This window comes from Duodenibacillus massiliensis, assembly GCF_900128485.1.
Classification (GTDB): Bacteria; Pseudomonadota; Gammaproteobacteria; order Burkholderiales; family Burkholderiaceae_F; genus Duodenibacillus; species Duodenibacillus massiliensis.
On record NZ_LT635860.1, the window covers coordinates 226,927 to 253,097 of the forward strand.

Consider the following 26,171-nt stretch of genomic DNA (forward strand, 5'->3'; position numbering starts at 1 on the left):
GAAAGGCTTTTTTTTTGCGTCAGATCAGAGAACAACACGCCCGCCGGCCCCGGTGAGCGTTCAGTCCGTATGCAAATTCTGACAATTCACCGGCTCGGGCCGGGGGAATGCCTGCAGCAGAACCTCGTCTTTACGCCGCAACCTGGAAAACGGGAATGACGCCTTCTTTACGGACGACGAGGTCTTTGAGGGTAAATTCGTTGAGTTTCTCGTAAAAGGCGGTTTGTGCGAGCCTCAGGGCCGGCGCCAGGGCGCAGTTTCCGAGAAAGGGGCAGGCGGGCTTGCTGCAGTCAATGACGTCTTCTGCGCCTTCGAGGATCCTTACAACGTCGCCGATCGGGTAGGTGTCGGCAGCACGGGCAAGGATTAGTCCGCCGTTTCTGCCGCGTATTGCCGTAAGCCACCCGCTTTTCACCATAAAGTGAGCGGCCTTAATGACAAGGTTGGGATTCCACTGCAGGGTTTCAGCCAGCACAGGCACGGGCACGGGTTCACCCGGTTTGGCGGTGTGCGCGAGATGCATGAGCATTCTCAAGGAGAGGTCGGTAAAGCGCTTAAGCTGCATGGAATGAAAATTGTCGGTGATTAAGACATTTCGGGAGTCTTTCCCGCCGTGAGAAAGACTCCCGAAGGACTGTGTCGGGACAGAGTTTACCCTGTCCGGCTTTTGCCCGCCTTAGCTCTGGTTACCCGTGCCGAAGGCTTCGGTGTGGATCTTTTCGGCAGGCACGCCGGCTTCCACAAACGCGGTGCGCATGTCGTCCATGAACTTCATCGGGCCGCAGATGTAGACGTCGGAGTCAGCCGTCGGGGCGAGAGACTTGATGTCAGCAGCACTCGGGCGCTTGCCGTAGTTCACGAAGGGGCAGCCGCAGGTCTTGTCGCAGGCCTGGGCGCGGGTGAGATAGACCGCAGCCTTCAGATTGGCGAGCTTACCGCACTCAGCGCGCACTTCAGCAGCAAGCGGCAGGTCTGCGTTGTCGTGCGCAACCTGAACCATCGTGACGGGACGCTGAGGCGTCTTTTCAGCAATCGTTTCAAGCATGGCAAACAAGGGCGTAATGCCGATGCCGCCCGCAACAAGGACGACCGGGTTGGTGCCTTCGGCAAGGAAGAATTCACCCGTGGGAGCGGAGACGTCGATCGTGCTGCCCACTTTGAGGTTGGCGTGCAGGTGGTTGCTCATGAGACCGGCGGGGATGTCGCCGTGGGCATCAGCGCGCTTCACGGAAATCCGGAGTTCATTGTTGTTAAGCGGCGCACGAGAGAGCGAGTACTGGCGCGGCTGCACGAACTTCACGTCCGGCAGGTACGCACGCACGGACACGAACTGACCGGGCTTGTAAGCGGGAACCTTGCCGCCGTCAGCGGGCGTGAGCGTAAAGCTCACCACGTTCGGCGTTTCTTCAACGCGCTTGGTGACGACGAAGGGACGCCAGCCGGACCAGCCGCCTTCTTCGTTGGCCTGTTCCTTGTAGATGCCGCCTTCAACGCCGATCAGCAGGTCGGCAAGCTGACCGTAGGCAGCGCCCCAGGCTTCGATGAGTTCATCGCTGGCGGCGTCACCGAGCACTTCCTTGATGGAAGCCAGGAGGTGCTTGCCGACGATCGGGTAGTGCTCGGCACGGATGCCGATCGTGCAGTGCTTGGTGGCAATGTGTTTAACCGCGGGAAGAAGAACGGCCGGGTTTTCGATGTGTTCGGCGTAGGCAAGAACGGCACCTGCGAGAGCCTTCTGCTGATGACCGCGGGCCTGATGCACCTGGTTAAAGAGGTTCTTCAGTTCGGGGTTGCCGGTCAGCATGCGCTTATAAAAGTGCGACGTGAGCGCAACACCGTGTTCACGAAGAACCGGAACGGTAGCCTTGACGAGTTCAATCTGACGAGCGGTCAGCATGGATGTATCTCCTGATAGGTAAATTTAGCAGTGGGGCACCGGGTGAGTGCATCAGTGCCTTGACGAAGTGGCGTAATCATATATTAAAAATACAAGAATTGCATAAAAATTCTGAAAACGCCGCTTAACACATTGATTTTGCGTCGTTCTGTTTTGAGGGAAAAGGCCGATGCCGGCCCAAATTACGGAGAAGGGCAGATCAAATGCGTCAGATGAGACCGCGTTTTATAAAAAAATCCATGCAGCACCGAAAAAAGCGCATAAAAATATGCATGAGAAGCCCCGAAAAGCCAATAAAAATATGCACGAAAAGAAATAGTCCCGAGAAAACAGTGCTCTTTTGTGGCCTTAAAAAGCGCGGTTTCAAAGCGAAAAGAGATTGAGAAGGACAGCGGCGGGCAGGGGGATAATGACGTCACGACCGGAAGTCGAAAGGCGCAACGGCCCGGCAGATCCGGCGGAAAAAGAAAATCCCGCTGACCGAACGATCAACGGGATTGAATTTTGGCGGAGTGGACGGGACTCGAACCCGCGACCCTCGACGTGACAGGCCGATATTCTAACCAACTGAACTACCACTCCGTTTCCGTTTGAGTGAACCGCGAATGAACTGACAGGATACCTCTCAGTAAGGAGAGGTGTGGCGGAGTGGACGGGACTCGAACCCGCGACCCTCGACGTGACAGGCCGATATTCTAACCAACTGAACTACCACTCCGTCGTGCGTGCATCCGCTTACGGTTCCCTCTGCGGGAAGCGCCGAATTATACAGAAGGGCGTGTGTTTTGCAACCGCTGCTGACACAAAAACGAGTGGTCGCAGGCGCAGACATCTGTTTTTGCGGAAAAACAGATGTCTTTCCTCTTGAGGCACCGGCCCGTAATACGGCACGGAGCAACAAGAATCATTTTCTGACGATTGTTTACGCGGCGCAAAGCCTTGCGGCATAGGCAAAAGAGCGGCAAAACGCGATAAACTCACACGTTTGTAATTTTCACCGCGTTAAAGGGCACACAATGCTTCTTGAGCTTTTCCGCAACCACAAGCGCTGGCTGATGTTTATCGCCATGATCCTTGTGATTCCGAGCTTTGTAGTCACGGGTATTTATTCCTACAACCGTATGATGAGTGACGACGGCGCCATTGCCAAAGTCGATGACGTCTCCATCACGCCGCAGCAGTATGACGAAGTCAAGCGCCAGCAGCTTGACAATCTGCGCCAGAGACTCGGTGAAAACTTTAAGAGTAACCTTCTTGATACGGCCGAAGGCCGCTGGGCGGTGCTGCAGAGCATCATGAATGAGCGGTCTCTGATGGGTGAGGTTGCCAAGGAATTTGTGTCGGTTCCCGAAGAAACCGCGATTGAAGTCATCAAGACCTATCCGGCTTTCCAGGAAAACGGCAAATTTTCCGCTGAGCTCTATCAGAATTACCTCGCGTCCACCGGCTATTCCGATCAGTATTTTGTCGAGCGCGTCCGCCAGGACGTCTCCCGTCAGCTGCTCACCGCGGCCTTCACGCGTACCGCGGGTGCCCCTGAAAGCGTCGTGAAGGAAGTCAACAAGCTTCTTACCGAAAAGCGCACGATGGAAGTGATGGCCTTTAACGCCGACGACTACAAAAAGGGCGTGACGGTCACGCAAGCCCAAGCCAAGGACTACTGGACAAAGAACCCGAAGGCGTTTGCAATGCCCGATGAAGCCGACGTTGAGTACGTTGTGTTCTCTCCGGAACTCTTTAAGAATGTAGAACCCACCAAGGAAGACATTGAAACGTTCTACGCTCAGAACCGCAACCGCTTTAACGCCCCTGAAGAGCGCCGTGCCTCGCACATCCTCATTGATCTGAAGGACGGTAAGGACGCCGCAAAGAAAAAGGCCGAAGAGATTCTGAAGGAAGTCAAGGCCGATCCCAAGAAGTTTGCGGAACTTGCGAAGAAATACTCGGCTGACACGGGCAGCGCCAAAGACGGCGGTGACCTCAACTGGTTCGGTAAGGGTGTGATGGTTCCGGCCTTTGAAGAAGCTGTTTATAAGGCGAAGAAGGGTGAAATCGTGGGGCCGGTTGAAACCGACTTCGGGTTCCACATCATTGAAGTCACGGACATCAAGGGGCAGCACGTGCGGCCTCTTGCCGAAGTGCGCGACGAGATCGTCCGACTTTATCAGGAACAGCACTCCCAGGAGAAGTTCGGCACGGAAGCCGAAAACTTCACCAACATGGTGTACGAGCAGAGCGACAGCCTGCAGCCTGTGGCTGACAAGTACGGCATGAAGATTGAAACGGTGAAGAACGTGACGCCTGAGAAGGTGACGGATCCCGCACTTGCCAAACTCTTTAACGACCATGTGCTTGAGAGCATCTTCAGCGATGAAGTGGCCCGTGAAAAGCGCAACACACAGGCCATTGAAGTCGGCAACAACCAACTTGTTTCCGCGCGCGTCGTAAATTTCCGTCCGGCCCACACCAAGCCTTTTGATGAAGCCAAGGCCGGCATCATTGAAATGCTCACGCAGCAAAAGGCACTGGAAAAGGCGGGAGAAGCCGCCGGTAAACTCATTGCCGCTTTTGAAAAGGGCGACATGGCACAGGCAAAGTTCGCGAACCCCACGGTTGTTTCGCGCAGTGCGCCGGGTAACGCCACGATTAATCTTGTGAACGCCGTGATGCGCGCCGATATCACGAAGCTTCCCGCCTACGTGGGTGTGGCTGACGGCAACGTTTACCGGATCGTGAAAATCACAAAGAGCGAAACGCCGGAAGTGACGGAAGCGGCTTTGTCCGGTTTAAGAAACGAGCTGCAGCAGATGCTCTCGCGGGCCGATGAATCGGCCTACTACGGACAGCTTCGCGCCAAGCACAAGGCTGAGGTTCTCAATAAGAATTACCTCCCTGACGCTGAGGATAAGCTCCCCGGCAGTGCCGAGTAAGTTGCGCTGAGCCCGTATCAACCGCCCTTCGGGGCGGTTTTTCTTTGGCGCTTTCCGCTAAAGCAGAGCGCACCCGGGCGCTTCTGGTAAGCTGCCGGCAGTGTGTTTTTTTGAAAACGGGGTGCGTATGCCGGCTGAGCTCAAAAAAGGTTTGTACGAGTCGCTTCTCACTCGTTCAGTCAACGAACAACTGCAGGGACTTGCCGGGCGGCATCTCGCAGCCGAATCGCAGGCCGTGGATCCTGCGGAACGCAGCCGCATCTACACGGACTATGCGGCCCGTACGGTGAAGGAAGCCCTAGCGCACTGTGACTCTGCCGAAGAAGCCCGGGCGCTTGTGAACCTCTTAAGCCGCACGGCCCGGGACTTTGTGGCTAAGAAAAGCGGGGAAGCGCTCGTATGCGCCGACACGGTCGCAGAAGACCGCCTTTTAACCGAAGTGCGGGAGATGACCTCTGCCGCCGCAGCCCGCCCGCAGACGTCGGTCGCGCACACCGCGCTTTTGACGGGCACGGCCAAAACCGATCCGGCGCTTGCGAGCGAAATCAAGCGGGAGATTGCTTCTGCCGACCGCATCGACTGGCTTGTTTCCTTTATCCGCTTTTCAGCTGTAAGCCGCCTCTACGATGACCTCAAGGCTTTTACGCATCGGGGCGGCCGCCTCAGAGTCATTACGACCACCTACATCGGTGCTACCGAAGTCAAGGCCGTGGAGATGCTCGCAAAACTTCCGAACGCCGAAATCCGCATCGAGTACAGCGGCAGCCGCACGCGCCACCATGCCAAGGCCTATCTTTTTCACCGTGAGACCGGTTTCAGCACGGCCTACATCGGCTCAAGCAACCTCTCGGGGGCGGCGCTTACGGGCGGCCTTGAATGGAACCTTAAACTTGCCGCCAAAGAAACGCCCGAGATTTTCGCCAAAGCTGCCGCAACCTTTGAAGCCTACTGGTCGGATGCGCGCTTTGAGACGTTTGTCCCGGGTCTGGACGATGAGCGTCTGCGGACGGCTTTAAAGCGCGAAGCCTGTGGCGGGAAAAGAGATCCGGCAGCTCCCGTGACGTGGGGGAGTTTTGAGCCCTATCCCTATCAGGCCGCGGTGCTTGAAGCGCTTGCCGCGGAGCGCTCCGCGGGCCACACACGAAACCTCGTGGTGGCCGCGACCGGTACGGGTAAAACCGCGATTGCCGCCTTTGACTATCAGCGGCAGATTAAAAACGGCATCCGCCCCAAGCTTCTCTTTGTTGCGCACCGCAAAGAAATTCTGCTGCAGGCACAGGCCTGTTTCAGAAGCATCCTGCGGGACGCCAATTTCGGCTCACTGATGACGGGAGACGCAAAGCCCGCGAACAACCGCGAGGTCTTTGCCTCGGTGCAGACACTCAAAAATCCGGTGAATCTCACGGGCTTTGCCCGGGACCACTTTGACATGGTTGTGGCGGACGAAACGCACCATGCGGCTGCAGACTCTTACGACACGGTGCTCGAGTACTTTACGCCCAAAATTCTTCTGGGCCTTACCGCCACGCCCGAGCGCGCCGACGGCCGCAGCATTCTCGGCTACTTTGACGGCCGTATTGCGGCAGAAATCCGGCTTCCAGAAGCCATTGAACAGAATCTCCTCGTACCCTTTAACTACTTTGTGCTCACGGACCCCGTGAGCCTCGCGGACATCCCGTGGCGAAGCGGGCACTTTGATGTTAAGGCTCTGGAAAACCGCTATACCCAAGGGAACAGCTCCAAAGTCCGGACGCAGGCCTTCTTTACGGCGCTTGAAACCTATGCGCCTGAAAAAGAGGAACTGCGGGCCGTCGTCTTCTGCGTCACGCAGGAGCACGCGCGCTACGTGACAGGAATGCTTGCCGCGCAGGGCTATAAGGCGATGGCGGTCACTGCCGAAACGCCCTCAGCCGACCGGGAACGTGTCAAAGAGCGACTCGAAAAAGGGGAGGTGGAAATACTCTGCACGGTTGACGTCTTAAGCGAAGGCGCGGACTTTCCGTGCATTAATACGGTGGTTTTTCTGCGTCCGACGGAAAGCCTCACGGTCTTTCTGCAGCAGTTGGGGCGGGGCTTGCGAAAGTACCCGCAGAAAGATGCACTCACGGTGCTTGACTTTGTTGCCGCAGGAAACCGGCGTTTCAGTTTTGAGTCGCGCTACAGGGCACTCTTACGCACGGCCGACACGGGCGTTGTCCGGCAGATCATGAACGGATTTGATGCGCTGCCAGCGGGGTGCTCGGTTACGATGGAACGCGTCGCGAAAGAAACGGTGCTTGAAAATATCAGGCAGTGCTTTACCGGCAAAAAAGGACTTCTCAATCTCGCGCAAAGCTTTATGGCAGAAGGCAGGAGCGCGGACCTCGCGGCGTTTCTCACGTTTGCTGAACTCTCACTTTCGGACTTTTATGACAGGGCGTGCGATACGTTTGCCTCGTTTAGGCTGCTTTGGGACGCGGCATGCGGTTCGAACATTAACCGGCCGCTGCCGGAGGGGATCACGCAGGCAAAACTCGGCAAAGCCCTCCTGCGGCTTGCGACAACCGAGGATCCGGTTTGGGGTAAGACCATTGTTGGGTTGCTTGCGGACGATTCCGGCGTTCCGGCTGACGAACTTGAAAACTCCGCCCTGCGGGCTTTTGTGCGGCTTATCTGGGATGAGGCATTGCCTTGTGACGGGAACGCTTATCTTGCGGCACGCCTAAAGAGCTTGCGGCAAGCGGCGTGGCTTATCGACGAGATCCGGACGCTTCTCACGGTCAAAGCCGAATCCTGCCGCAGGGAAATGAAGGATCTCGGTGTGGCGGGAACATACCTTAAGGTGCACGGAACCTATCACCGAAGCGCGGTTCTGGCGGCACTGAAACCGGAGCAGAAAAACCTGCAGGCGGGCGTACTCTGGATTCCGGAAAAGCGGGTTGACGTCTTTTTTGTGACGATCAACAAAAGCGAAAAGCACTTTACCGCCAATACGCTTTATGAGGATCTGGCGCTTACCGACACCGTCTTTCAGTGGCAGAGCCAAAATTCAACAACGGATACGTCGCCCACGGGTGAGCGCTATATCCACCACGCCGAGCGGGCGAGCGACATTGTGCTGTTTGTCCGCGGATTTAAGGGTGAGGGGAAAATTGCCGATCCCTATGTGTGCTTCGGGAAGGTCAAGTACCTGTCGCATACCGGCAATCGCCCCATGACGATCCGCTTTGCGCTTGAAGAAAAGCTCACGGGCGAACTTCTGACGCTCTGCCGCCCTTACGGCGACTGACTCAGCGTCCGAACCACTTGGCAGGCAGTTGCGCGAGGACAATTGCCGCCGCCATCACGGCGCAGCCGATGAGCTCGCGGCCGGTGAGCGCCTGGTTCATAAAGAGCCACCCGGCCAGAACCCCCACGACTGCTTCAAAACTCATGATGAGGGACGCCACCGTCGGGTTGAGCCCCTTTTGTCCCACGATCTGCAGGGTGTAGGCAATGCCGTTACTCAAAATACCGGCGTAAAGGAGCATCCAGACGGCGTCCCACAGGTCCTTGAGTGTCGGCGGATCGAAGAACATCATGAGAATAAAGCCCCAGACGCCGCCCACGGCAAACTGAATGCAGCTCATCCTCACGCCGTCCGTTTTGGGCGCAAAGTGATCGATCACGAGGATGTGAAAACTGAAAGAGAGGGCACAGGCTAAAACGAGCGAATCCCCGAGGCTCAGAGTAAACCCGGTTTCCGGTTTCATGCAGAGAAACCACAGGCCCGCAACCGCCAGGATAACCGCAAGCCAGATGTTGAGGCTCGAGCGGCGCCCGATGAAAATGCCGATTACCGGGACAATGACGATGTAAAGGCTCGTGATGAAACTCGCCTTACCGACCTCCGTTCCCAAAAGCCCGAACTGCTGCAGCGACTCGGAAATAAAGAGAACGGTGCCGCAGGCAAAGCCCCCGATCCAGAGTGTTTTATCTTTCCAGACGTTTTTCGTTGAGGCCGGAGTCATGCCGCGCAGGCGGTCAAAGACCGGGAGTATGGCAAACACAAAGGCCGCGCCGATCACCGAGCGCCCCCAGGTAAAGGCAAAGGGGGAGATGTGTTCCATGCCGAGCGCCTGAGCAACAAAGCCGGTACCCCAGATGGTGGCGGTAATCAGAAGCAGAAGCGAGTGGCGGAGATTTTCGGGCATAACGGCGGGCCAGAAATCAAAAGAGAAAAAAGCAGGCAGAATCCCCAAGAAAGGAAACTGCCTGTTTCAGACTCCAAAGAAGGAGCCTGTCTGAGAGCAAAGCTTAAAGCGGATCGCCCGAGCGCAGCAAAAGCCGTGCGATTTCCGCGGCGTTATGAAGGTCGAGCTTACGGTAAGCCGATCCGCGGTGCACCTGTACGGTCTTTTCGCTGATGCCGAGGTTTTCGGCAACCTGCTTGTTGCTCATGCCCTGCGCAACCATGCGGATCACTTCGCGTTCACGCTGCGTGAGCTGCTCAAGCGACTTACGGAAGTCGGAAAGCTCCATTTCGGTGCGGCGGTGATTGAGGTTTTTCATGACCGCATTGCCGATGGCGGTGAGAAGCCGCTGATCGTCAACGGGCTTTTGCAGAAAGTCCGATGCACCCTGCTTGAGGGTGCGCACGGCCATATCAATGTCGCCGTGACCGGAAATAAAGATGATGGGCAGATCAATGCCCAATTCCTGCATCTTGTCCTGCAGTTCCAGGCCGCTCATGCGGGGCATGCGCACGTCAAGAACGAGGCAGCCGGGACGCTGAAAATCGTTGCTTGCAATAAAGTCCAGGGCGTCGGAGTAGGTCACGACGTCCCAGCCTTCGTCTTCAATCAGAAAAGCCCAGGAACGGCGCATCGCGTCGTCGTCATCGATAACCCGGACCAGAGGCTTGAGGGATTCCAAAATAATTCTCCCGCAAATATTCAAAAAAACCTGAGACGCTGTCCCGCTTGTCGAAACGCATCCACTGCTATTGTGCCGTATTTAGGCGTAAATAAGTAAGTAACCCGTGAAAATTCCCCGATTTTTCTTGACTTTTTAGCTGCAAAGGGGACATTTTTCGAATTATGAGCGGCTGCAAAACCCTCTACAGCCGCCCGGTGATCCTGCTTACCTATTAAGAGCCTTTGTGAGGAACGTGACGGCATCATCGAGCTTTACCATCACCTTGTCGTCCATCTTCGTGCGCTCGACGTATTCGACTTCGCCGGTCTTAAGACCCCGCTCACCGATCACGATGCGGTGCGGCACACCGATCAGTTCCCAGTCGGCAAACATCACGCCCGCGCGTACGTCACGGTCGTCCAGAATCACGTCAACGCCCTTGGCCTTTAGTTCATCGTGGAGTTTGTCGGCGGCAGCGCGCACGGCTTCGCTCTTCGTGTAATTCATCGGGCAGATCACGACTTCAAAGGGAGCAATTGCCGCAGGCCACATGATGCCCTTGTCGTCGTGGCGCTGTTCGATTGCAGCGCCCATGACGCGCGTCACACCGATGCCGTAGCAGCCCATCTCGAGAAACTGCGGTTTGCCCGCTTCATCGAGGTAGGTCGCGTTCATGGCCTTGGAGTATTTGTTGCCGAGGTAAAAGACGTGGCCCACTTCAATGCCGCGCTGCAGCTTGATTTCTCCCTTGCCGTCGGGACTCGCATCGCCCTCAACGACGTTACGGAGGTCGGCAACCTTGGGCTCAGGCAGATCGCGCCCGAAATTGACTCCGGTGTAGTGGTAGCCCGTCTCATTCGCACCGCAGCAGAAGTCGCTCATCGCGGCAACGGTGAGGTCGGCGTAAACGGTGAGGTCGGTGGCGCCCACGGGACCCAGGGACCCGGGCGTTGCGCCCGCAAAGTGTTCGGCGATTTCCTTTTCGGTGGCAAAGCGGAAACCGTCTTTCAGTTCAGGGAGTTTGCCGGCCTTGACTTCATTGAGGTCGTGATCGGCCCGAAGCAGCACGAGGACAATCTTGGCGGGGAGCGCCTCGCCCTTGTCGTTCACTCGGTCGGCGGCAAGCACCACGGACTTTACGCAATGTAAAAGGTCAATGCCGAGGAAGGGGGCAACGTCTTCGCACTTTTCCTTGCCGGGCGTAGCGCATTTCTTCATCTCCTGCGCCGCGGCCTTACGGTCGCCCAGGACGGATTTGGCTTCACACAGTTCAATGTTGGCGGCAAAGTCACTCTCGGGGCAGTAGGCAATGACGTCTTCGCCCACGTCGGCAATCACTTGGAATTCGTGCGAGCGGCTGCCGCCGATCGCGCCCGTGTCGGCTCTCACCGGACGGAAAACAAGGCCCATGCGTTCAAAAATACGGTTGTAGGCTTTGTACATCGCGTCATAGGACTTTGAAGCTCCTTGAGCATCCCGGTCAAAGGAGTAGGCGTCCTTCATGATGAATTCACGGGCGCGCATTACGCCGAAGCGCGGCCGCCGTTCATCACGGAATTTCGTTCGAATCTGATAGAAATTCACCGGCATCTGGCGCCAGCTCGTGACTTCACCGCGCGCCACGGCCGTAATGACTTCTTCGGACGTGGGCTGAATCACGAAGTCGCGTTCATGGCGGTCCTTAAAGCGCAGCAGCTCCGGTCCGTACTTGTTCCAGCGGCCCGATTCCTGCCAAAGCTCCGCGGGCTGCACGATGGGCATTGCGAGTTCCACGGCCCCTGCCGCATTCATTTCCTCACGGATGATGTTTTCAATCTTCTGCACCACGCGCAGCCCCATGGGCATGATCGTGTAGACGCCTGCCGCGATCTTCTTGATGAGACCGGCACGGATGGAAAATTCCTGACTCGGAATTTCCGCGTCCGCGGGAGCTTCCTTCAGGGTCGAGATGAAAAATTGGCGTGCACGCATGGGCCGCTGACCTCAGTAAAAAAAGAAAAAGAAAGGCCGGATGCCGGCAGTTTCACGGGATCCGGACAATAAAAAAGACGGGCGGAAATTTTACCAGCCCGTCTTCTGATTGTCAGGCGCTCGCCACGATCGGAATGCGGCGTTTGCCGGTGTCTTCGGCAAAAGCAGGGAGCACCGTCGTGTCGTGCTTTTTCGCCGCTTCCGGCACCGCCTCCCGGGGCGTGAGACCGATACGCTCGCGAAAGCGCCGCGAAGACCCCATCATGAACCAGCCCACCTTGCGGCCGCGGCTTGCGATGCGCTTTTCCAGACAGTCGGCGCACTGCGTGGGTTCGTCGTTGATGCAGGGCTTGTTGTCGTAGAGCTGATAGCCCGGGCGGAACTTCTGAGGCGAGAGGTTGGGCATCACGACGTTGGCGCCGTATTCAATGCCCGTTTCGCGTCCGTCGTCCCGGAGGGCCTGAAGAGCCGTGGCCGCCGCAATGTTGACGTTACCCAATACAAGCCGCACCACGGCAATCATGTTGAGCGCAAGCTGCATCAGAGGTTCGGGCGCCATTTGCCCGAGTTCTTTTAAGTCCGCGCCTTCGCTTTTAAGGTAAGGGCCCATGCCGATCATGTCAACGTCAAGCGACTGAAAGAGCCGGATGTCGCGGCAGAGGTCTTCGAGGGTCTGCCCCGGGATGCCGATCATGACGCCCGTTCCCAGCTGATAGCCGCATTCCCTTAAATACTTAAAGCACTGAAAGCGGCGCGCCAGGTTTTTCTCGTGGTTGCCCGGCGCACTGTGCAGCAGTTCAAATAGTTTCGGGTTACTCGTTTCAAAGCGCGAGAGGTACCGGAGATTTTTGCGGTTGCCGCTTGCCTCGGCCCAGAGTTCATAGGTTTCCTTGGTCTGGTCGCCGAGGCTGATGGTGACACCGAGCCCTTCCGGAAGCTGCGGGCTCACGCTTAACTTATGGATGTCCCTTAAGCACTCCGCAATGAAATTCACGAACTTCGGATCGCGTCTTTCACCGGCCTGCAGGCAGATGGAGCCGTAACCGTGGTCCGCCGCCCATTTGGCCTGCGAGAGAATCTCCTCCTTGGTCATCTCATAGCGCTTCACCGCATGGTTGTCCTTGCGGATGCCGCAGTAGCGGCAGTTGTCGGTGCAGATGTTGGAGAGTTCAATCAGGCCGCGGTAAAAGACGCGGTCGCCCATGATTTCGGTGGTGCGGTCATAGGCGGCGCGTTTGAGTTTCAGACAGTCCTCGGGCGCGGTAAGGCCGAGGAGCCGGACGATGTCATCATCGCTAAATTCCGTCTGTTTCAGAAGCTCTTCCAGGGGTTTGGTCATTTTCTTTTTCAGGCTTAAAGGCTGACGCGGATTCTATCGGAGAAACGGCCGTCCGAGTCCGTCAAAATTTGGTGCGGGCGCACGGTTTCTGAGTCGTTTGACGTAGAGACGAAGCGCAGCCGCGGGCGTATTCTGCGCCGCAGTGAGCTATTGAGCGGCAAAAGCCATGGCAGAGATTCTTCTGAAGGTTTCGGCCTTCGTTTTCATCATCATTTTGGGCGCGGTCTTAAGGCGCATCGGCTTTTTTAAGGAAAGTGACTACAGGCTCATTGCGCAGATCGTTTTTAAAGTGATGCTGCCGTGCGCCGTGATTTCTTTCTTTTCAAAGATCACGGTGGACCGGTGAATGTCAAGTGAGCTTTCGCCGATTTTGTTCTTAAAAAGTAGGTTGTAGTCTGAGCTCAGTGAGGGCTTTGCCCTCTCCGCCTTCGGCGGATTCACCCAGAGTTTTTTGGCCCGTAGAAAAACCTTTGATGCAGCTGTGCAGCACCGTTCGCGCGAGAGGTCGGCAGGCCGGTAGAATGAGCCTCTTCATGCAGGAGGAGTCCGAGCCTGAGGCCCGCGGGAAACCGCCGAACGCCCTGTTGCAGCAACAGCGGGGCGTTTGTTCAAGCTGCCTTGGCATGCTTTTCCTCCAACTGCCCATTTTCGGGGTTAAGCCACACCTCTTTGATCGGCGTACAGTTCAGCACTCTCCCGGTGATCCAGCGCTCCGGATGGCGTCTGCGAGCCTCCAGCATCGTCTCCCTGCGTCGGCGCAGCACCTCCGCGTCCTCGCCGCGTTGGCGCTGCCCCGGCGTTAACATGCGGATGCCGCGGTGTCTGTGGCGCTCGTTGTAGTGGTCTACAAAGCCCTGCACCCATTGCTCAGCTTCCTCAGCATTGTCGAAGCCGTCACGGGGGTACAGGTAATCGCCGCTGTACTTGAGCGACCAGCTTGCTCTCTGGCAATCTTGAGCCAGTACGAGATCGTTGATTTGCCGATCGAGTACTGCTCCACGGCTTCAGAGATACTGAGCTCCTTGCTCAGCAGGCACGCTACGACGTTGTCTTTGAACTCCTGCGAATATCGCATGTTTTACCACTCCATGAAAAGTTGAAGGGGTGGCGAAAGGTAGTATGACATCTAATGGATCCCGAGCGGTTCTAGACAAGTCTTCGAGAGCATGTGAAGCCGCACGCAAAATGGCCGTGCGGCTGTGCCGTTTTTTCGGAATCCGTAAGAAGGAAAACCGTTAGTCCGCTTAAGGACTTGTTTATGAGCAATTTCTTCGTGGCCGTTGGGTGCGGATCTTTTGCCCAGAAGCTTCGAGGTGCGCATGCGTGCGGACTTGCACTGCGATTAAGCATTGAAAATGCCGTTCTTGAACAGCTGCAGCCGTGCATTCGCGCCGCGATGACGCAATTGTTTGCCGCATGACAGGCGACAATGCTGGGGCCTACGATCAACAAATGTTTCACTTGCTTCGTATTTTGCGTTAAGCGAAAAATAGTTTTGCACTTTATGCATTGACAAATTGTCTCAATGCGCGCAAAGTGCTCCGGAATGTCCGCGCGACTGGCATTGTTCGGGTTGCTGTACAGACAGATGCCATCATTTTGGAGAGAGAAAACAAGTTATGAAGAAATTTGCTCTTGGCCTTTTGGCCGCTGCCTGCGCGTCCGCTCTGTGGGCCTCAGATACGGTACGCGATGAATTTTTCTGGCTTGGCGAAATGAACAAAGCCACGACCGTCATCAACACCGATGAGAAGCTGCTCGACAAGGCTGTTGTCAAAAAGGTTGCGCATGGTCTGCAGACCGTGATTGCAAACGGCAATAAGCAAGGCGGTCCGCGCCCGAAGGAAGTCATCAAATTTGAGCCCTTCCTCATTAAGGAAGCCGGCATGGACGTCACCATGCTGCATATCGGCCGTTCCAGCCAGGACATGCACGCAACGTATCGCTCTGCCATCATGCGCGACAATGTGCTTGCTCTTTCCGAGAAGCTGGCAGAAGTGATGAGCGTCATCAACGACATTGCTCGCAAAAACCAGACGACGATTGTGCCCAACTACACCAACGGAGTAGCCGCTCAGCCCAACAGCTACGCGCACTACCTCATGGGGTATCAGGCTTCGTTTGAACGTACCCAGCAGCAGCTCAGGGATTTCTACGAAAGGCTCAACTGGTGTTCGATGGGAACCACCGTTCTCAATGGCACGAGCTGGCCGCTTAATCGTGAGCGCATGGCCAAGTATTTGGGCTTTAACGGCCCTGTTCCCAACGCATATGATGCGAGCCAGATGAAGTCTGTCGATGAACCGATCGAGCTGGCCGGCATCATTACCGGGATGGCAGTGCGAGTCAGTTCCTTCATTGAAGATGTCTTCGTGCAGTATGCTCAGCCGCGTCCCTGGATTCTCCTTGTTGAGGGAGGCGAAAACACATACGTTTCTTCAGCCATGCCGCAAAAGCGCAATCCCGGCATTATGGTGAACACGCGCAAGGCTGCCAGCAAGGCCATTGCGCAGGCTCAGTCTACCGTGTGGCTTGCGCACAATATTCAGCCTGGCATGTCTGACAATAAGAGCGTTGCAGACAACAACAAGATGGCTCAGGCAGCCATCGAGATGCTCGATAAGTTCGAGCGCGTCCTGAAGGCTCTCAAGATCAATCCGGAGCGCGCGCTCGAAGAGCTCAACAATGACTGGACGGCAAGTCAGGAAGTGGCCGACGTGCTCATGCGCGAATACAAGCTTCCATTCCGTGTTGGACACCATGTTGCCAGCGGCATGGTTTCTTATGCGCGCGCCAACAACATCCAGCCTCTTGACTTCCCTTACGCTCAAATGCAGCGCATCTATGCTGAAGTGATTGCCAAGGAATATCCGCAGGGACCGGCACAGTGTCCGATGAGCGAAGAGCTCTTCAAGAAGACTCTCGATCCTCGAGCCATTGTGGCAAACCGCAAGACTGCAGGTGGTCCGCAGCCCAAGGAACTTGCAAAGGCTGTCAAGGCAATGGACAAATCGATTGCCGGTCAGCGCGAATGGGTTCAGGAAAAGCGCGAACATATCGACAAGTCGCTCAAGAAGCTCGATCGCGATTTTCAAAAGCTTCTCTAAAGAAGTCCCTGTGACGCTGAGCCGGTAGTTTTTCGATTGCCGCCGGCAGCGACGAATTGCCCGCAGGCACGCTTTTGCCTGCGGGCAAATTTCATGAAGCTTCAGCACCTGCTTTGCGCCGATCGATTGTGCTTCGGCACTTCTTGCTTTGGGATTCGAAGTGCAGTCAGCAGGCCGGCAATGATTTGGTTGATCAGTTGCCGGAAAAGCCGGCAGGAAAGTTCTCTAAAGGAAGCTGTGATAGATCTCGCGTCCATTAGATGTCATACTAACTTTCGCACAGACGAGCGACGGCATCAAAAAGGCGGGATGGCAGATTAAGTCCGAACGCTTTAAAGGCTAGAATGACCGCAGTAACGGAGACAATCCCCGTTTCTGCGGTTTTTTCTGTCGGTCGGGCAAAAGGAGTGAGGCGTGTTTACATTTTTTGAGTCGGCGGCACACCGCCGCCTGATCGTCTCGCGTGTGCGGCGCCTGATGCGCTTTGCCCGGGACCGGGTCGCGGAAATCGATATTGCCGAAGTCGCCTCATCCATGGCGCTTGCCACGCTCCTTGCGATTGTGCCGGTGCTCGCGCTCTCGCTTGCGTTATTTGCCGCTTTCCCGAGTTTTGCCGATTCCCGCAAGGCGCTTGAGGACTTCATTGTGTCGGGGTTTCTGCCGGCGCAGTACAGTGAGCTTCTGATTAATTATCTGAGAGACTTCGCTACTCACGCAGCGGGCCTTACGACCTTTGGTCTTGCGGGTTTGGCCGTGACGGCACTTCTGCTGATTGACAAACTTTTTGTGACGGTGAACCGCATCTTTAAGGTCCGCGTGATGCGCCCCTGGGTGCAGAGAACCCTCATCTACTGGGCGCTCATGACCGTGGGGCCCGTTGCGGTTGCCTTAAGCGTGACGCTGACGGGCCGGGCCGCGGCCGCCGCTTTGTCCGGCATTGACAGCGAAACGGGCGGATTTCTTTTCAGCCTCGGGCAGATTCTGCTGCAGGGGTTCGGCTTTGCCGTGCTCTATAAGTACATTCCGAACTGCCGCGTTCCTGCGGCGCATGCCTTGATCGGCGGCTTTACCGCGGCGCTTGCCGGGTTTGTCGTGAAGTTCGGCTTTGAGTATTACGTCACGGCCGGGACCCTCACGAATATCTACGGTGCCTTTGTCGCGCTGCCCGTTCTCATTCTCTGGATTTACGTCGCGTGGTTTCTCTTTTTTGCGGGAGCCGCCGTCACGGCCACCATTCCGAAACTCACGGCCGGACGCTACATGGACAGCTACCGCACCGGCAACGACTTTCTCACGGCGCTTTTAATCCTGAAGCTTTTTGCCAAAAGGTGGACGATGAGTGAACGGCCCGTGATCGGTTTGGCTGAACTCTGTGATGCCGCGGACACCTATCCGGAAAGCTGTGACCGGGTGCTCTCGCGTCTGGCGCACATCGGGTTTGTGGCCCCGATGGCTGAAGACAAGCACCAGAGCTGGGTGCTCACGGTGGATCCGGCGCGTGCCGTGCTGCAGCCCGTTTTTGAAGAGTTCTGCGCCGACCCCAAGGTGAGCCTCGTGAACGCCGGGCCCGCGGCGGGCGGGGAGAGCGCAGGGGCGCTTAAGGGCTTTTGGAGCCGCATGACGGAAAGTACCGTGCTCATAATGCCCTTAAGAGACGCGCTCGCTGACTGAGATTATTTCTTAAGAAGATTCGTAATAAGCCCGCCGATCTGCTCAACGGTTTCGCGGCTCACGTTCCCGATATTAACTGTTGGCAGCAGGTTGAGCGTCTTCGATTTGATTTCTTCCGTGAGAAGTTCCTGCGCGAGCGCCACAGCCGTGTTCTGAAGCCCTGTCTTGGGTTCGTTGATCATCAGCTGCGCAAAGGGCTTTGCGCAGGCGCCGGTCGTGAGGTTTGTGACGAGTTTCTTCGCCTTGTCTTCCACGGCCTTGGTTTTGGCGGCCGGTATGGCCTGCACTTTTTTGGCGGCGTCCGTTTTCCCGAGCGTCACGTAGGCCCACTGCGTCAGTGTGTCGCGGTCTGAGGCAGAGGTGTTGGTGAGAATGCACTGCGCCATGGCATCGGCATACTGACCGGCCTGAACGCCAGTGCTGAGGGCCGCGGCGAGGGCGGCAAAAAGAAGGGCTTTCGTACGCATTGTATGTTTGATTATTGTTGTTTTTGAGGGTGGGGATTTTAAGCGGATTCGGGTTTGCCTCGGTCCCGCTTCGTTACAATTCCTGCCGAACGGGCGCTTTCGGGTGCTCATGATTGGTTAGGGATTTTGCAAAGAACAATGACGCAGACGGAACACGCGGCCGCTACCGGCCTCATCCTTGCCGTGGATACGGCAGCCGACAGTGTGTCGGCCGCCCTGATTGACGCCGCGGGCGGGGTGCTTGAGCTCGTTGAGCGGGAAAAGAACAAACACACCGAACGGCTGTTGCCTTTGGTGGACGCCGTTTTAAAAGAAAGAAGTGTCACGGTCGCTGACTGCGCGGCCGTTGCCTTCGGCGCCGGGCCCGGGGCCTTCACGGGGATCCGGACAGCCTGCGCAGCCGCCCAGGGCCTGGCGTGGGCCGTTGACAGACCTGTCATCTGTGTGCCGACGCTTACTGCCGCTGCTGTTCTTTTTTTCCGTGAACAACCGGACGTCAGGCGCGTTCTGATTGCTCTGGACGCCCGCATGCACGAGTGTTACGTTCAGGCCTTTGAAGCGGGGCATCCGGATGCCCCGGCGGCACTCAGTGAGCCCGCGGCCGTCAAGCCCTCAGAAATCGGAAACCTCGTCCGTGAATTTAACTGCGGCGCAGCGGCTGGTTCTGCCTTTGCCGTCTATCCGGAAGCAACGGAGTCTGCGGGATGCCCCGTTTTTGCGGGACTTGAAGTGACGTCCCGCGGCGTGGCGCTTCTGGCGCGCACCATGTTCATGAAGGGCGAAGTGGTCACGGCGTCGCTTGCCTCTCCGATTTATGTCCGCAACCGCGTGGCGCTCACCATTAAAGAGCGTCAGGCGGGCGAAAAACTCTGAGGAAGGCGGTATGCAGCGCGTCACGATTTCGCTTGATGATGATTTGGCCCAAGCCTTTGACCGGCTCATTGAGGAAAGGGGCTACAGCAACCGCTCCGAAGCCGTGCGGGACCTTGTGCGCAATGAACTCGCGCGCCGGGAAGTCAGTGACGATGCGGGGAGCTGCGTGGCGGTTGTGAGTTACGCCTTTGACCACCATGAGCGGCAGCTTTCCAAACGTATGGCCGAGCATCAGCATGCGCACACGCATCTCGTGATTTCCACCATGCACGTGCATATCGATGAAAAGCGCTGTGCCGAGGCCGTTGTCATGCGCGGCAGACTCTCTGAAGTAAAACCCCTTGCGGAAGCGCTCACCGCGGAAACCGGGGTCGAGCACGGGGCCGTGAATTACATTCCGCTCAGCAAAACCTCTGAGCACGACCACCATCATCATGAATGATCTCAGTTTCCGCCCCATGGCAACGGCCGATATCGAAAGCGTTGCGGCGCTCTCCAAGCGCGCTGATCCCTTCGGCTGGACGGTTGCCAACTTTCAGTCGGCTCTCGCCGCAGGCTACGACTGTGTGGTCGCACTTGCCGCAGGCAAGATTGCGGGCTACCGCATCGTCATGCAGGTTTTTGATGAGACAGAACTCCTGGAAATCGCGGTGGATCCCGAGTTTCAGGGCAGGGGGTTCGGCCGGGCGCTGCTCATGAATGCCATGACAGACGCCCGAAAGCGCGCCGGGCGCCTCATGCGGCTTGAGGTGAGAATCGGCAACACCCGGGCACTCCGGCTTTATGAATCAGCCGGTTTTAAGCGTGTGGGTGTGAGACGCGGCTACTATCCGGCCGAAAAAGGCAGGGAAGACGCGGTGCTCATGGACTGCGGGCTCACGGAATTTCCTGCGGGAAGCCACGGCCTTTAAGCTGTGGAGGAATGCGGGCTTTCGATTTTTTTAAATTTTGGCTGTACCGCAACTAAACCATGTACATAGTTTTCGCTTAAGGTATATTCAGCCGCTATGAAATCGCGCACACCGTCCTTTGTCATCGAGCTGGGCCTGAAAACCGGAGAGGATCCGGAAAGCGCGCTGGAGACCTGCTTCTCCGATGCACGCCAGCTCTTCAATGCTGTTCTTGGAACGGCAAAGAAACGCGTGCGCGCCATGAAAGCTTCGGAAGAGTGGAAGCTGACGGCCGCGATGCCCAAAGGCAAAGACCGTAACAAGCGGTTTAAGGAAATTCAGAAGTCCGCCCGCCTTTCCGAGTATGCCCTGCATGATGTCGTAAAAGAGCACCGTGCCAAGGGCGGCTTTACAAAGCGCATCGGCATCAACGAAGCGCAGAAAATTGCCACACGTCTCTGGCAGGGCATTGAGCGCTGGCTGCTTCATCAGGGCGGTCAGCCGCGGTTTAAGCGTGCTAAACGGGGCTTGCACAGCGTTGAGGGAAAATCAAACAAAACAAGGCTGCGTTGGAAGGCCAAGACGTGGACGCTCGAGGTTCTGGATCTGGTGATAAAGGCTGAAGCGCCGGATGCCTGGCAGAAAGAAGCTCTTCTTTCAGCAACAGATCCGTCCGGCTTTAAGCGTGTCAAATACTGCCGTCTTCTCTGGCGGATGATCCGCGGCCGTATGCGCTACTTTGTTCAGCTCATTGTCGAAGGCGTACCGCCCGTCAAGCACGTTTATGCTCCCAAGGATCTCAAGGTGGCTGTTGACCCGGGCCCGAGGACCATGACTTTTTACAGCCCCGAGTGGCAGCAGAAGATTTTGGTGAGCGCGGGCACTGTCTCTCAGGAAAAGGAGATTGCGCGTCTTTTACGTGCCATGGACCGCGATGTCGCGGCCGCCATGAACCTGTATTTTGCGGATCCCGCCACTGACAGCTACGATCTGAAGGCTGAGCAATCAGCGCTTGCGAGGCTCAAACAAGTCTCAGGGAACGCCGGATCGATAGTGCAGTACAAACCAGCGAATCGGCAAGACGAAGCAGACCTTCGCCGGAACCGACGGATCGAGCTGATGAAGCCCGTACCCGTAGAGCGGTTGCGTTTTAATTGTTCCTGTGGTGCAGGAGACGCCTGGGCAGACGAGGCCTTAAAACCTTTGCCTGTTGCGGGAAAGCCTGCACCGTGTCAGGAAACCCCGCGCCTTAGACGCGGGTTGTTTAGTGCCGCGGTAAACTAAGCGGACTCAAGCTCACAATCAAACCATGGCTCTTACCCGCGAACAAAGCTTACTGTGGCAGGCAATGGATATCGGACCGCAGTGGCTGCTGCGCTCGTCCGAGGATCCGCTGCTCGCTTCTGAAGCGCCTCAAACCGGCGTAAAGGCACAGGCGGCAGTGCCGGTCGCACGCGCTCAGCCGAGGACAGCGCCTACGGCAACACTGAAACCGGCTGCGAAACCCGCGCCTTTTGCGCGGCGTGTGCCGGCCGCTTCCGAAGTTTCCACTGAGCCCAAGAAAGTGATTGCGGTGCAGGATGCCGCGCTTGCTGCGGCCGCCAAGACCGCGGGCTGGGACGAATTAAAGGGGCTGATTGCCCGGTGTCACGCCTGTGCCATGGCCGAGCACCGCATGCAGACCGTACCCTCTGACGGAGCGCCCGGCTGTCCTTTGGTCATTATCGGTGAAGCCCCGGGGCGCGATGAGGATTTGGAAGGCATTCCCTTTGTCGGTAAAAGCGGACAGCTTTTAACGGCCATTCTCAAGGCGAGCGGCATTGAGCGCGGCAAAGATGCCGCGGTCATCAATGTGCTTAAATGTCGGCCGCCCGGAAACCGTGATCCGCTGCCGGAAGAAGCCGCAGCCTGCCGTGTGTTTTTAGACAGGCAGCTTGAGCTTTTGCAGCCCAAGGCGCTGCTTTTGATGGGGAAATGCGCGGTGGCGGCGATGATGCCCGAGGTTGCTCAGACTTCAATCAGCCGCTTACGGGGCTCGGTGCATGAAGTGATGTGCGCCGGCCGCACTGTGAAGGCTGTTGTGTCTTATCACCCGTCGTACCTTTTGAGAAACCCGGCAGCCAAAGAAGTGAGCTGGCACGATATTCTCACAGCGAAGAGCCTCTTGGCTAAGGATTGAGCACGAATTAACCTGGAAGAATTTTCTGATGGACTTTGAACTTTGGTATCTCGCGGCTGTGCCGCTTTTGTTCGGTGCGGGCTGGTGGCTCAGAGGCGTAGACGGCCGGCAGCGCAAGGAAGAAACGCACGGCCTGGACGACAACTACTTTAAGGGCCTGTCGCTTCTGTTGTCCGACAAACCCGATAAGGCAATCGACCACTTTATGGAAGTGGTGCGCCTTGACCCCGAAACCGTGGATCTGCACCACGCTTTGGGTAACCTCTTTCGTTTCCGTGGACAGTTTGATCAGGCAATCCGCATTCACGAAAACCTCGTTAAGCGCGGGGAACTCTCCGAAAGCGAAAGGATGCTTGCCTTGTCTGAACTTGCCCAGGACTTTCTCAAGGCCGGGATGTACGACCGCGCCCAGGCTGCCTACGAGATGCTTGCGCAGAGTAAAGACCGCAAACTCGAAGCGCTTGACGCGCTGATGCACATCTTCTGCACGGAGCGCGATTGGGTCAAGGCCGCGGAAACGGCCGAGACGCTTGAGAAAGACTTCGGGCGTGACCTTTCGCACGAAATCTCACACTACTGGTGTGAGCGCGCGGAACTCGCGCGTAAATCCGGAGACATTGCCCGCGCCCGCGAGTTTCTCAAGAATGCCCTTACGGTTAAGGCCGACAACGTCCGTGCGCTGGCGCTTACCGCGGACGTAGCGCTTTCTGAAGGAAAGACCGACGAAGCGCTTGCCGCGTGGAAGCGGATCGAAGACGACAATCCCCGCTACCTCTCGCTTATTGCCGCCAAAAAAGCCGATGTTCTGGCGGTCCGAAACCGCGGGGAGGCCCTGGCGTTTCTGAAGAAAGCGTTTGCCGAAACCGGAAGCGTTGATATTCTCGCCGCAACCGTGAACCGCCTGGATAACTGGGAGGGCCCCGCGGCCGCCGGCGCCTTTGCAGTGGCTGCCTTAAAGCAAAAGCCTTCGCTTTCGGCGTTCAGTGTCCTTTGCGCCATGCGCCGCAAGGAAAATCCGGAAAGCGAGGAGGCCGCGCTTTTAGCCGACATCACCGCCAAACAAGCCAAAAAGCTCGGGCGCTATCAGTGCCGCCACTGCGGCTTTTTGGCGCATACCTTCCTGTGGCAGTGCCCGGGGTGCGAAACCTGGGACGCGTTCCCGCCGCAGCGTATTGAAGAGTCTTAAGAAAACGGCCCGTCAGAGAAAACTTCCGGCGGGCCGAACTGTCAGCGCTTTGAAAGAACCTTACTTTTTCCAGAAGCCCTTTCTCAGTACAACGCGGTAGCCGTCGGGGTCCTCGAAGCAGGCCGAAGCCCCGTCGTTATAGAGTTCCGGAACCGGAACCTGGGTAAAGCCCGCATCAAAGAGGGCCTTAAGACGCCGCTCCCAGTGCTCGGCCTCAGGGAGCGAAAAAACGAGGAAGTGGTTGACGGTGGCGTTTCTCGGTACCGGATCAGTCCCTCTCTTTTGCGAGATCTCAATCTGATAAGGCCAGTCTCTGTGGCCGAAGATCACGCCGTCCCATCCCTGCTGCTCGGTGTAGCGGTCCAGAATTTCAAACCCGAGACCGTCGCGGTAAAAGAAAATGCTGCGCTCCAGATTGTCGGTGGGATGCGCAAATCTGAGCTTCGGGATGTTTTCCATAGTGTTCCTCTTTTGGCGAAAAACCGAATCGGCCGGGGGAGACTGGTTCAATACAGATCTCACATCAGCCATTCATGGATTATGGCACTGCGGGCGGCAAATTCAAGATGCCGCAGAAAGCCGGGACGGGCGGCAAAGTGCAATGGTTGGCAACAAAGCCGGTTTTTCGCTCGCCGCGGGCTCTAAAATGCCCGGCAACAAACATCGGGCCGCTGTCCCAGTCGGTCCCGGCAAAAAGGAAATTAAAAAATGAAGACGGAAGTTCAGACAACGGCAGCCTCAAAAGTTAAAGGTGCCGCACTCATCGTGGGTGTGTACGAAGGCAAAACCGCAAAGACCGTCACCTGGACGGCCGCAGGCGAAAACGCCGCTGCAAAACTCACGAATGCCGCAGCGCTTATTAAGGCGGGCGACATCAGCACCACGCCCGGTAAAACAACGGTCCTGCTGCAGCCCGCGGGCCTTGGCGTCAGCCGCCTTGTGATTGTCGGGCTCGGCAAAGCGGGCGCGATGACGCAGGATGACTATGTTGCTGCCGTTAAGGCTGCCGTCAAAGCCGCGGGCACCAGCGAAGTAATTCTTGCTGCCGAGGACTGGACCGTCACCGACAGAGATGAAGCCTGGAAGGCGCTTACCGCAGCCCGCACGGCGTTTTGTACACTCGCACCCAAAATTACCCTGAAGAGCGCGCACACCGAAGGCGCTGTGCTTGAAAAGCTCGTGTGGGTTTCCGATAAAAAAACCAAGGCCGTGGCCGACGCGCTTGAAGCCGGCCGCATTGAAGCCGAAAACATTCACTGGGCGCGGCACCTCGCGGAACTCCCGCCCAATATCTGCACGCCGCACTATATTGCGCAGACCGTAAAGGAACTCACCCGCAAGCGCGGTACGGGCCTCAGCGTCAAGATCCTGGACCGTAAGGCGATTGAAAAAGCAAAGATGGGCGGCGTCCTGGGCGTTTCCAAAGGCTCTGCCGTTGAACCCGCCTTTATCGAATTTTCGTATAACGGCGCCGGTAAAGCCGCACCCGTGGTGCTCGTGGGCAAGGGGATCACGTTTGACGCAGGCGGTATTTCTCTGAAGCCCGCGCGCGGCATGGATGAGATGAAGTTTGACATGTGCGGCGCAGCCGTGATGCTCGCGGCAGTCAAAGCCGCGGCTGAACTTAAGCTCCCCGTGAACGTCACGGCCCTTGTCGCTGCCTGCGAAAACATGCCTTCGGGGACGGCACTGAAACCCTCTGACGTCATCACGATGTCCGACGGCAAGACCGTGGAGATTTTAAATACCGATGCCGAAGGGCGCCTCATTCTTGCCGACGCCCTCGTGCGTGCCGCAGCCTTTAAGCCGGCGGCAGTCGTGGACGCCGCTACGCTCACGGGCCACATCATTGTGGCGCTCGGAAGCGCACACTCCGGCCTTTTTGCCAATGATTCGCGTCTGGCGGCAGAGCTTAAGGCTGCGGGCGACACCGCCTGCGACAGCGTCTGGCGCATGCCGCTCGGAAAAGACTACACGGAGGCCCTGAAGTCCGATGTGGCCGACATGGCCAATATCGGTGCAGCCGCAGGCCCGGGCGCAAGCATCGCGGCGGCTTTTCTAGAAGCGTTTGCTCCGAAGTGCCCCTGGGCGCACCTGGATGTCGCAGGTACCGCCAACACCCACAGCGGCCAGAAAAAAGCGACGGGCCGGCCGCTGCCGCTTCTTTTGGCTTGGCTCAGAAGCCGTACCGCAGGGGAATTTAAGGATGCGGTCCCCGCTGAGAAAGCTCAAAAAACTTCTGCCCGCAAAGGCAGAAAGGCAGCCAAATGAGCGCCTTAAAGCTTGGGGTGGTCACCGCTGCCGCAGCGCTCATGCTGGCGGGCTGCGGCAAGGGTGACGTGGCGGACGTCTCGCTCGGGATCTTTACCTTCAAGGACATCACCGTGAACGCCTTTGTCGATCCCGAAGTGCCGGGCGTCACCTGCCACGTCGCTTCCATTGAGTCTCCGTTAAGCCTTACGGACCCTTCCGAGAGCGCGGTTTCCTGCCGACAGACCGGGGAGATCACACCCGCGATGATTGAGCGCATCAAAACCTCAGGCAGCGACGGCGACGTGATTTTCTCCAAGAGTAAAAGCGTCTTTTTAAAGCGCCTGAAGATCCGCCGGATCTTTGATGCCAAAAATCAGACGCTTATTTACATCTCGTACGCCACGAAGGAAACCACCGGAAGCTTTGAGCACAGCATCTCCACGATTCCGCTCTGGGGAACGGCGGCGTACGTAAAGCCTGTTTCTGCCGCAGGGGAAAGCGGGGGAGCTCAAAGCCGCTTTTAGTTTTCAGGC

At 57.1% G+C, this 26,171-nt stretch carries 24 protein-coding genes and 2 tRNA genes; 15 read left to right on the top strand and 11 right to left on the bottom strand.

From position 1 onward, the window contains the following. Window positions 1-130: 130 nt before the first annotated feature. From BQ7486_RS06585 to BQ7486_RS06600, 4 genes are all read right to left on the bottom strand, one after another. Window positions 131-565, bottom strand: a complete 435-nt coding sequence (locus tag BQ7486_RS06585; RefSeq protein ID WP_022373519.1) for an RrF2 family transcriptional regulator — start codon at window positions 563-565, stop codon at window positions 131-133. 111 nt (window positions 566-676) lie between these two features. After that, on the bottom strand, window positions 677-1,897 hold the full coding sequence (gene hmpA / locus BQ7486_RS06590) for an NO-inducible flavohemoprotein (protein ID WP_074009422.1): 1,221 nt from the start codon (window positions 1,895-1,897) through the stop codon (window positions 677-679). Window positions 1,898-2,402: 505 nt separating this feature from the next. Continuing rightward, a tRNA-Asp gene (locus tag BQ7486_RS06595) sits at window positions 2,403-2,479 on the bottom strand. 59 nt (window positions 2,480-2,538) lie between these two features. Next, window positions 2,539-2,615: transfer RNA gene (locus BQ7486_RS06600), tRNA-Asp, on the bottom strand. Window positions 2,616-2,913: 298 nt separating this feature from the next. Here BQ7486_RS06600 and BQ7486_RS06605 point away from each other — a divergent pair. Together BQ7486_RS06605 and BQ7486_RS06610 are read left to right on the top strand one after the other, a co-directional pair. Beyond that, entirely contained in the window at window positions 2,914-4,827 is a 1,914-nt protein-coding gene (locus tag BQ7486_RS06605; protein ID WP_074009423.1) for a SurA N-terminal domain-containing protein, read from the top strand. Between the two features lie 127 nt (window positions 4,828-4,954). Beyond that, window positions 4,955-8,095, top strand: a complete 3,141-nt coding sequence (locus BQ7486_RS06610) for a DUF3427 domain-containing protein (RefSeq protein WP_074009566.1) — start codon at window positions 4,955-4,957, stop codon at window positions 8,093-8,095. Between the two features lies 1 nt (window position 8,096). Here the strand turns inward: BQ7486_RS06610 and BQ7486_RS06615 are convergent, their stop codons facing one another. The 4 genes from BQ7486_RS06615 to hydE form a co-directional block, all read right to left on the bottom strand. Further along, window positions 8,097-8,999, bottom strand: coding sequence for a DMT family transporter (locus BQ7486_RS06615; RefSeq protein WP_022372843.1), 903 nt, complete (start codon window positions 8,997-8,999; stop codon window positions 8,097-8,099). A 103-nt stretch (window positions 9,000-9,102) separates the two neighbouring features. Further along, window positions 9,103-9,720 (bottom strand): response regulator transcription factor, encoded by a 618-nt coding sequence (locus BQ7486_RS06620; RefSeq protein ID WP_074009424.1) that lies wholly within the window; start codon window positions 9,718-9,720, stop codon window positions 9,103-9,105. Window positions 9,721-9,927: 207 nt separating this feature from the next. After that, a complete protein-coding gene (locus BQ7486_RS06625) occupies window positions 9,928-11,673 on the bottom strand; it encodes a proline--tRNA ligase (RefSeq protein ID WP_074009425.1) in 1,746 nt (581 codons plus the stop codon). A gap of 112 nt (window positions 11,674-11,785) precedes the next feature. Beyond that, entirely contained in the window at window positions 11,786-13,012 is a 1,227-nt protein-coding gene (gene hydE / locus BQ7486_RS06630; protein ID WP_084765752.1) for a [FeFe] hydrogenase H-cluster radical SAM maturase HydE, read from the bottom strand. A 166-nt stretch (window positions 13,013-13,178) separates the two neighbouring features. Here hydE and BQ7486_RS06635 point away from each other — a divergent pair, with 166 nt between their 5' ends. Next, the gene (locus BQ7486_RS06635) at window positions 13,179-13,358 is read left to right on the top strand and encodes a hypothetical protein (protein WP_074009426.1); all 180 of its coding nucleotides are present in this window, start codon (window positions 13,179-13,181) and stop codon (window positions 13,356-13,358) included. 262 nt (window positions 13,359-13,620) lie between these two features. Here the strand turns inward: BQ7486_RS06635 and BQ7486_RS11690 are convergent, their stop codons facing one another. Next, complete coding sequence (locus BQ7486_RS11690; protein WP_143183081.1) at window positions 13,621-13,989, bottom strand: integrase core domain-containing protein; 369 nt, start codon at window positions 13,987-13,989, stop codon at window positions 13,621-13,623. A 281-nt stretch (window positions 13,990-14,270) separates the two neighbouring features. Here BQ7486_RS11690 and BQ7486_RS11925 point away from each other — a divergent pair, with 281 nt between their 5' ends. From BQ7486_RS11925 to BQ7486_RS06660, 3 genes are all read left to right on the top strand, one after another. After that, complete coding sequence (locus BQ7486_RS11925; RefSeq protein ID WP_154666313.1) at window positions 14,271-14,432, top strand: hypothetical protein; 162 nt, start codon at window positions 14,271-14,273, stop codon at window positions 14,430-14,432. Between the two features lie 199 nt (window positions 14,433-14,631). Next, a complete protein-coding gene (locus BQ7486_RS06655) occupies window positions 14,632-16,119 on the top strand; it encodes a lyase family protein (protein WP_074009430.1) in 1,488 nt (495 codons plus the stop codon). 414 nt (window positions 16,120-16,533) lie between these two features. Continuing rightward, complete coding sequence (locus BQ7486_RS06660; RefSeq protein ID WP_022373094.1) at window positions 16,534-17,790, top strand: YihY family inner membrane protein; 1,257 nt, start codon at window positions 16,534-16,536, stop codon at window positions 17,788-17,790. 2 nt (window positions 17,791-17,792) lie between these two features. Here BQ7486_RS06660 and BQ7486_RS06665 read toward each other — a convergent pair whose 3' ends face one another. After that, window positions 17,793-18,257: a hypothetical protein gene (locus tag BQ7486_RS06665; protein WP_074009431.1), complete on the bottom strand. Its 465-nt coding sequence runs from the start codon at window positions 18,255-18,257 to the stop codon at window positions 17,793-17,795. Window positions 18,258-18,395: 138 nt separating this feature from the next. Between BQ7486_RS06665 and tsaB the strand changes: the two genes are divergently transcribed. The 6 genes from tsaB (at window position 18,396) to BQ7486_RS06695 (ending at window position 23,385) form a co-directional block, all read left to right on the top strand. Then, window positions 18,396-19,130 carry a tRNA (adenosine(37)-N6)-threonylcarbamoyltransferase complex dimerization subunit type 1 TsaB gene (tsaB, locus tag BQ7486_RS06670; protein ID WP_074009432.1) on the top strand — a complete coding sequence of 245 codons (735 nt, stop codon included), beginning with the start codon at window positions 18,396-18,398 and terminating at the stop codon, window positions 19,128-19,130. A 10-nt stretch (window positions 19,131-19,140) separates the two neighbouring features. Further along, on the top strand, window positions 19,141-19,572 hold the full coding sequence (nikR, locus tag BQ7486_RS06675; RefSeq protein ID WP_074009433.1) for a nickel-responsive transcriptional regulator NikR: 432 nt from the start codon (window positions 19,141-19,143) through the stop codon (window positions 19,570-19,572). Next, entirely contained in the window at window positions 19,565-20,041 is a 477-nt protein-coding gene (gene rimI, locus BQ7486_RS06680; protein WP_074009434.1) for a ribosomal protein S18-alanine N-acetyltransferase, read from the top strand. Before nikR ends, rimI begins: the two co-directional genes overlap by 8 nt. A 96-nt stretch (window positions 20,042-20,137) precedes the next feature. Further along, on the top strand, window positions 20,138-21,304 hold the full coding sequence (locus BQ7486_RS06685; protein ID WP_074009435.1) for a hypothetical protein: 1,167 nt from the start codon (window positions 20,138-20,140) through the stop codon (window positions 21,302-21,304). Window positions 21,305-21,329: 25 nt separating this feature from the next. Beyond that, the gene (locus tag BQ7486_RS06690; RefSeq protein WP_074009436.1) at window positions 21,330-22,199 is read left to right on the top strand and encodes a uracil-DNA glycosylase; all 870 of its coding nucleotides are present in this window, start codon (window positions 21,330-21,332) and stop codon (window positions 22,197-22,199) included. Between the two features lie 28 nt (window positions 22,200-22,227). Beyond that, window positions 22,228-23,385 (top strand): lipopolysaccharide assembly protein LapB, encoded by a 1,158-nt coding sequence (locus tag BQ7486_RS06695; protein ID WP_022373235.1) that lies wholly within the window; start codon window positions 22,228-22,230, stop codon window positions 23,383-23,385. Between the two features lie 60 nt (window positions 23,386-23,445). Here the strand turns inward: BQ7486_RS06695 and BQ7486_RS06700 are convergent, their stop codons facing one another. After that, window positions 23,446-23,844, bottom strand: a complete 399-nt coding sequence (locus BQ7486_RS06700; RefSeq protein WP_074009437.1) for a VOC family protein — start codon at window positions 23,842-23,844, stop codon at window positions 23,446-23,448. Here BQ7486_RS06700 and BQ7486_RS11695 point away from each other — a divergent pair. From BQ7486_RS11695 to BQ7486_RS06715, 3 genes are read left to right on the top strand one after another with little or no spacing between them, the layout of a single operon-like run. Further along, the gene (locus BQ7486_RS11695; RefSeq protein ID WP_162272246.1) at window positions 23,834-24,097 is read left to right on the top strand and encodes a hypothetical protein; all 264 of its coding nucleotides are present in this window, start codon (window positions 23,834-23,836) and stop codon (window positions 24,095-24,097) included. The genes BQ7486_RS06700 and BQ7486_RS11695 overlap by 11 nt on opposite strands. Beyond that, window positions 24,094-25,656: a leucyl aminopeptidase gene (locus BQ7486_RS06710; RefSeq protein WP_074009439.1), complete on the top strand. Its 1,563-nt coding sequence runs from the start codon at window positions 24,094-24,096 to the stop codon at window positions 25,654-25,656. The genes BQ7486_RS11695 and BQ7486_RS06710 overlap by 4 nt, the downstream gene beginning before the upstream one ends. Beyond that, window positions 25,653-26,162, top strand: coding sequence for a CreA family protein (locus BQ7486_RS06715; RefSeq protein WP_074009440.1), 510 nt, complete (start codon window positions 25,653-25,655; stop codon window positions 26,160-26,162). Before BQ7486_RS06710 ends, BQ7486_RS06715 begins: the two co-directional genes overlap by 4 nt. Window positions 26,163-26,171: the final 9 nt, after the last annotated feature.

Bases quoted from the DNA above. Each gene is read 5' to 3' on its own strand.
- BQ7486_RS06585 (WP_022373519.1), bottom strand. From the start codon at position 565: ATGCAGCTTAAGCGCTTTACCGACCTCTCCTTGAGAATGCTCATGCAT.
- hmpA (WP_074009422.1), bottom strand. From the start codon at position 1,897: ATGCTGACCGCTCGTCAGATTGAACTCGTCAAGGCTACCGTTCCGGTT.
- BQ7486_RS06605 (WP_074009423.1), top strand. From the start codon at position 2,914: ATGCTTCTTGAGCTTTTCCGCAACCACAAGCGCTGGCTGATGTTTATC.
- BQ7486_RS06610 (WP_074009566.1), top strand. From the start codon at position 4,955: ATGCCGGCTGAGCTCAAAAAAGGTTTGTACGAGTCGCTTCTCACTCGT.
- BQ7486_RS06615 (WP_022372843.1), bottom strand. From the start codon at position 8,999: ATGCCCGAAAATCTCCGCCACTCGCTTCTGCTTCTGATTACCGCCACC.
- BQ7486_RS06625 (WP_074009425.1), bottom strand. From the start codon at position 11,673: ATGCGTGCACGCCAATTTTTCATCTCGACCCTGAAGGAAGCTCCCGCG.
- hydE (WP_084765752.1), bottom strand. From the start codon at position 13,012: ATGACCAAACCCCTGGAAGAGCTTCTGAAACAGACGGAATTTAGCGAT.
- BQ7486_RS06635 (WP_074009426.1), top strand. From the start codon at position 13,179: ATGGCAGAGATTCTTCTGAAGGTTTCGGCCTTCGTTTTCATCATCATT.
- BQ7486_RS11925 (WP_154666313.1), top strand. From the start codon at position 14,271: ATGAGCAATTTCTTCGTGGCCGTTGGGTGCGGATCTTTTGCCCAGAAG.
- BQ7486_RS06655 (WP_074009430.1), top strand. From the start codon at position 14,632: ATGAAGAAATTTGCTCTTGGCCTTTTGGCCGCTGCCTGCGCGTCCGCT.
- BQ7486_RS06665 (WP_074009431.1), bottom strand. From the start codon at position 18,257: ATGCGTACGAAAGCCCTTCTTTTTGCCGCCCTCGCCGCGGCCCTCAGC.
- tsaB (WP_074009432.1), top strand. From the start codon at position 18,396: ATGACGCAGACGGAACACGCGGCCGCTACCGGCCTCATCCTTGCCGTG.
- nikR (WP_074009433.1), top strand. From the start codon at position 19,141: ATGCAGCGCGTCACGATTTCGCTTGATGATGATTTGGCCCAAGCCTTT.
- rimI (WP_074009434.1), top strand. From the start codon at position 19,565: ATGAATGATCTCAGTTTCCGCCCCATGGCAACGGCCGATATCGAAAGC.
- BQ7486_RS06685 (WP_074009435.1), top strand. From the start codon at position 20,138: ATGAAATCGCGCACACCGTCCTTTGTCATCGAGCTGGGCCTGAAAACC.
- BQ7486_RS06690 (WP_074009436.1), top strand. From the start codon at position 21,330: ATGGCTCTTACCCGCGAACAAAGCTTACTGTGGCAGGCAATGGATATC.
- BQ7486_RS06695 (WP_022373235.1), top strand. From the start codon at position 22,228: ATGGACTTTGAACTTTGGTATCTCGCGGCTGTGCCGCTTTTGTTCGGT.
- BQ7486_RS11695 (WP_162272246.1), top strand. From the start codon at position 23,834: ATGTTTTCCATAGTGTTCCTCTTTTGGCGAAAAACCGAATCGGCCGGG.
- BQ7486_RS06700 (WP_074009437.1), bottom strand. From the start codon at position 23,844: ATGGAAAACATCCCGAAGCTCAGATTTGCGCATCCCACCGACAATCTG.
- BQ7486_RS06710 (WP_074009439.1), top strand. From the start codon at position 24,094: ATGAAGACGGAAGTTCAGACAACGGCAGCCTCAAAAGTTAAAGGTGCC.
- BQ7486_RS06715 (WP_074009440.1), top strand. From the start codon at position 25,653: ATGAGCGCCTTAAAGCTTGGGGTGGTCACCGCTGCCGCAGCGCTCATG.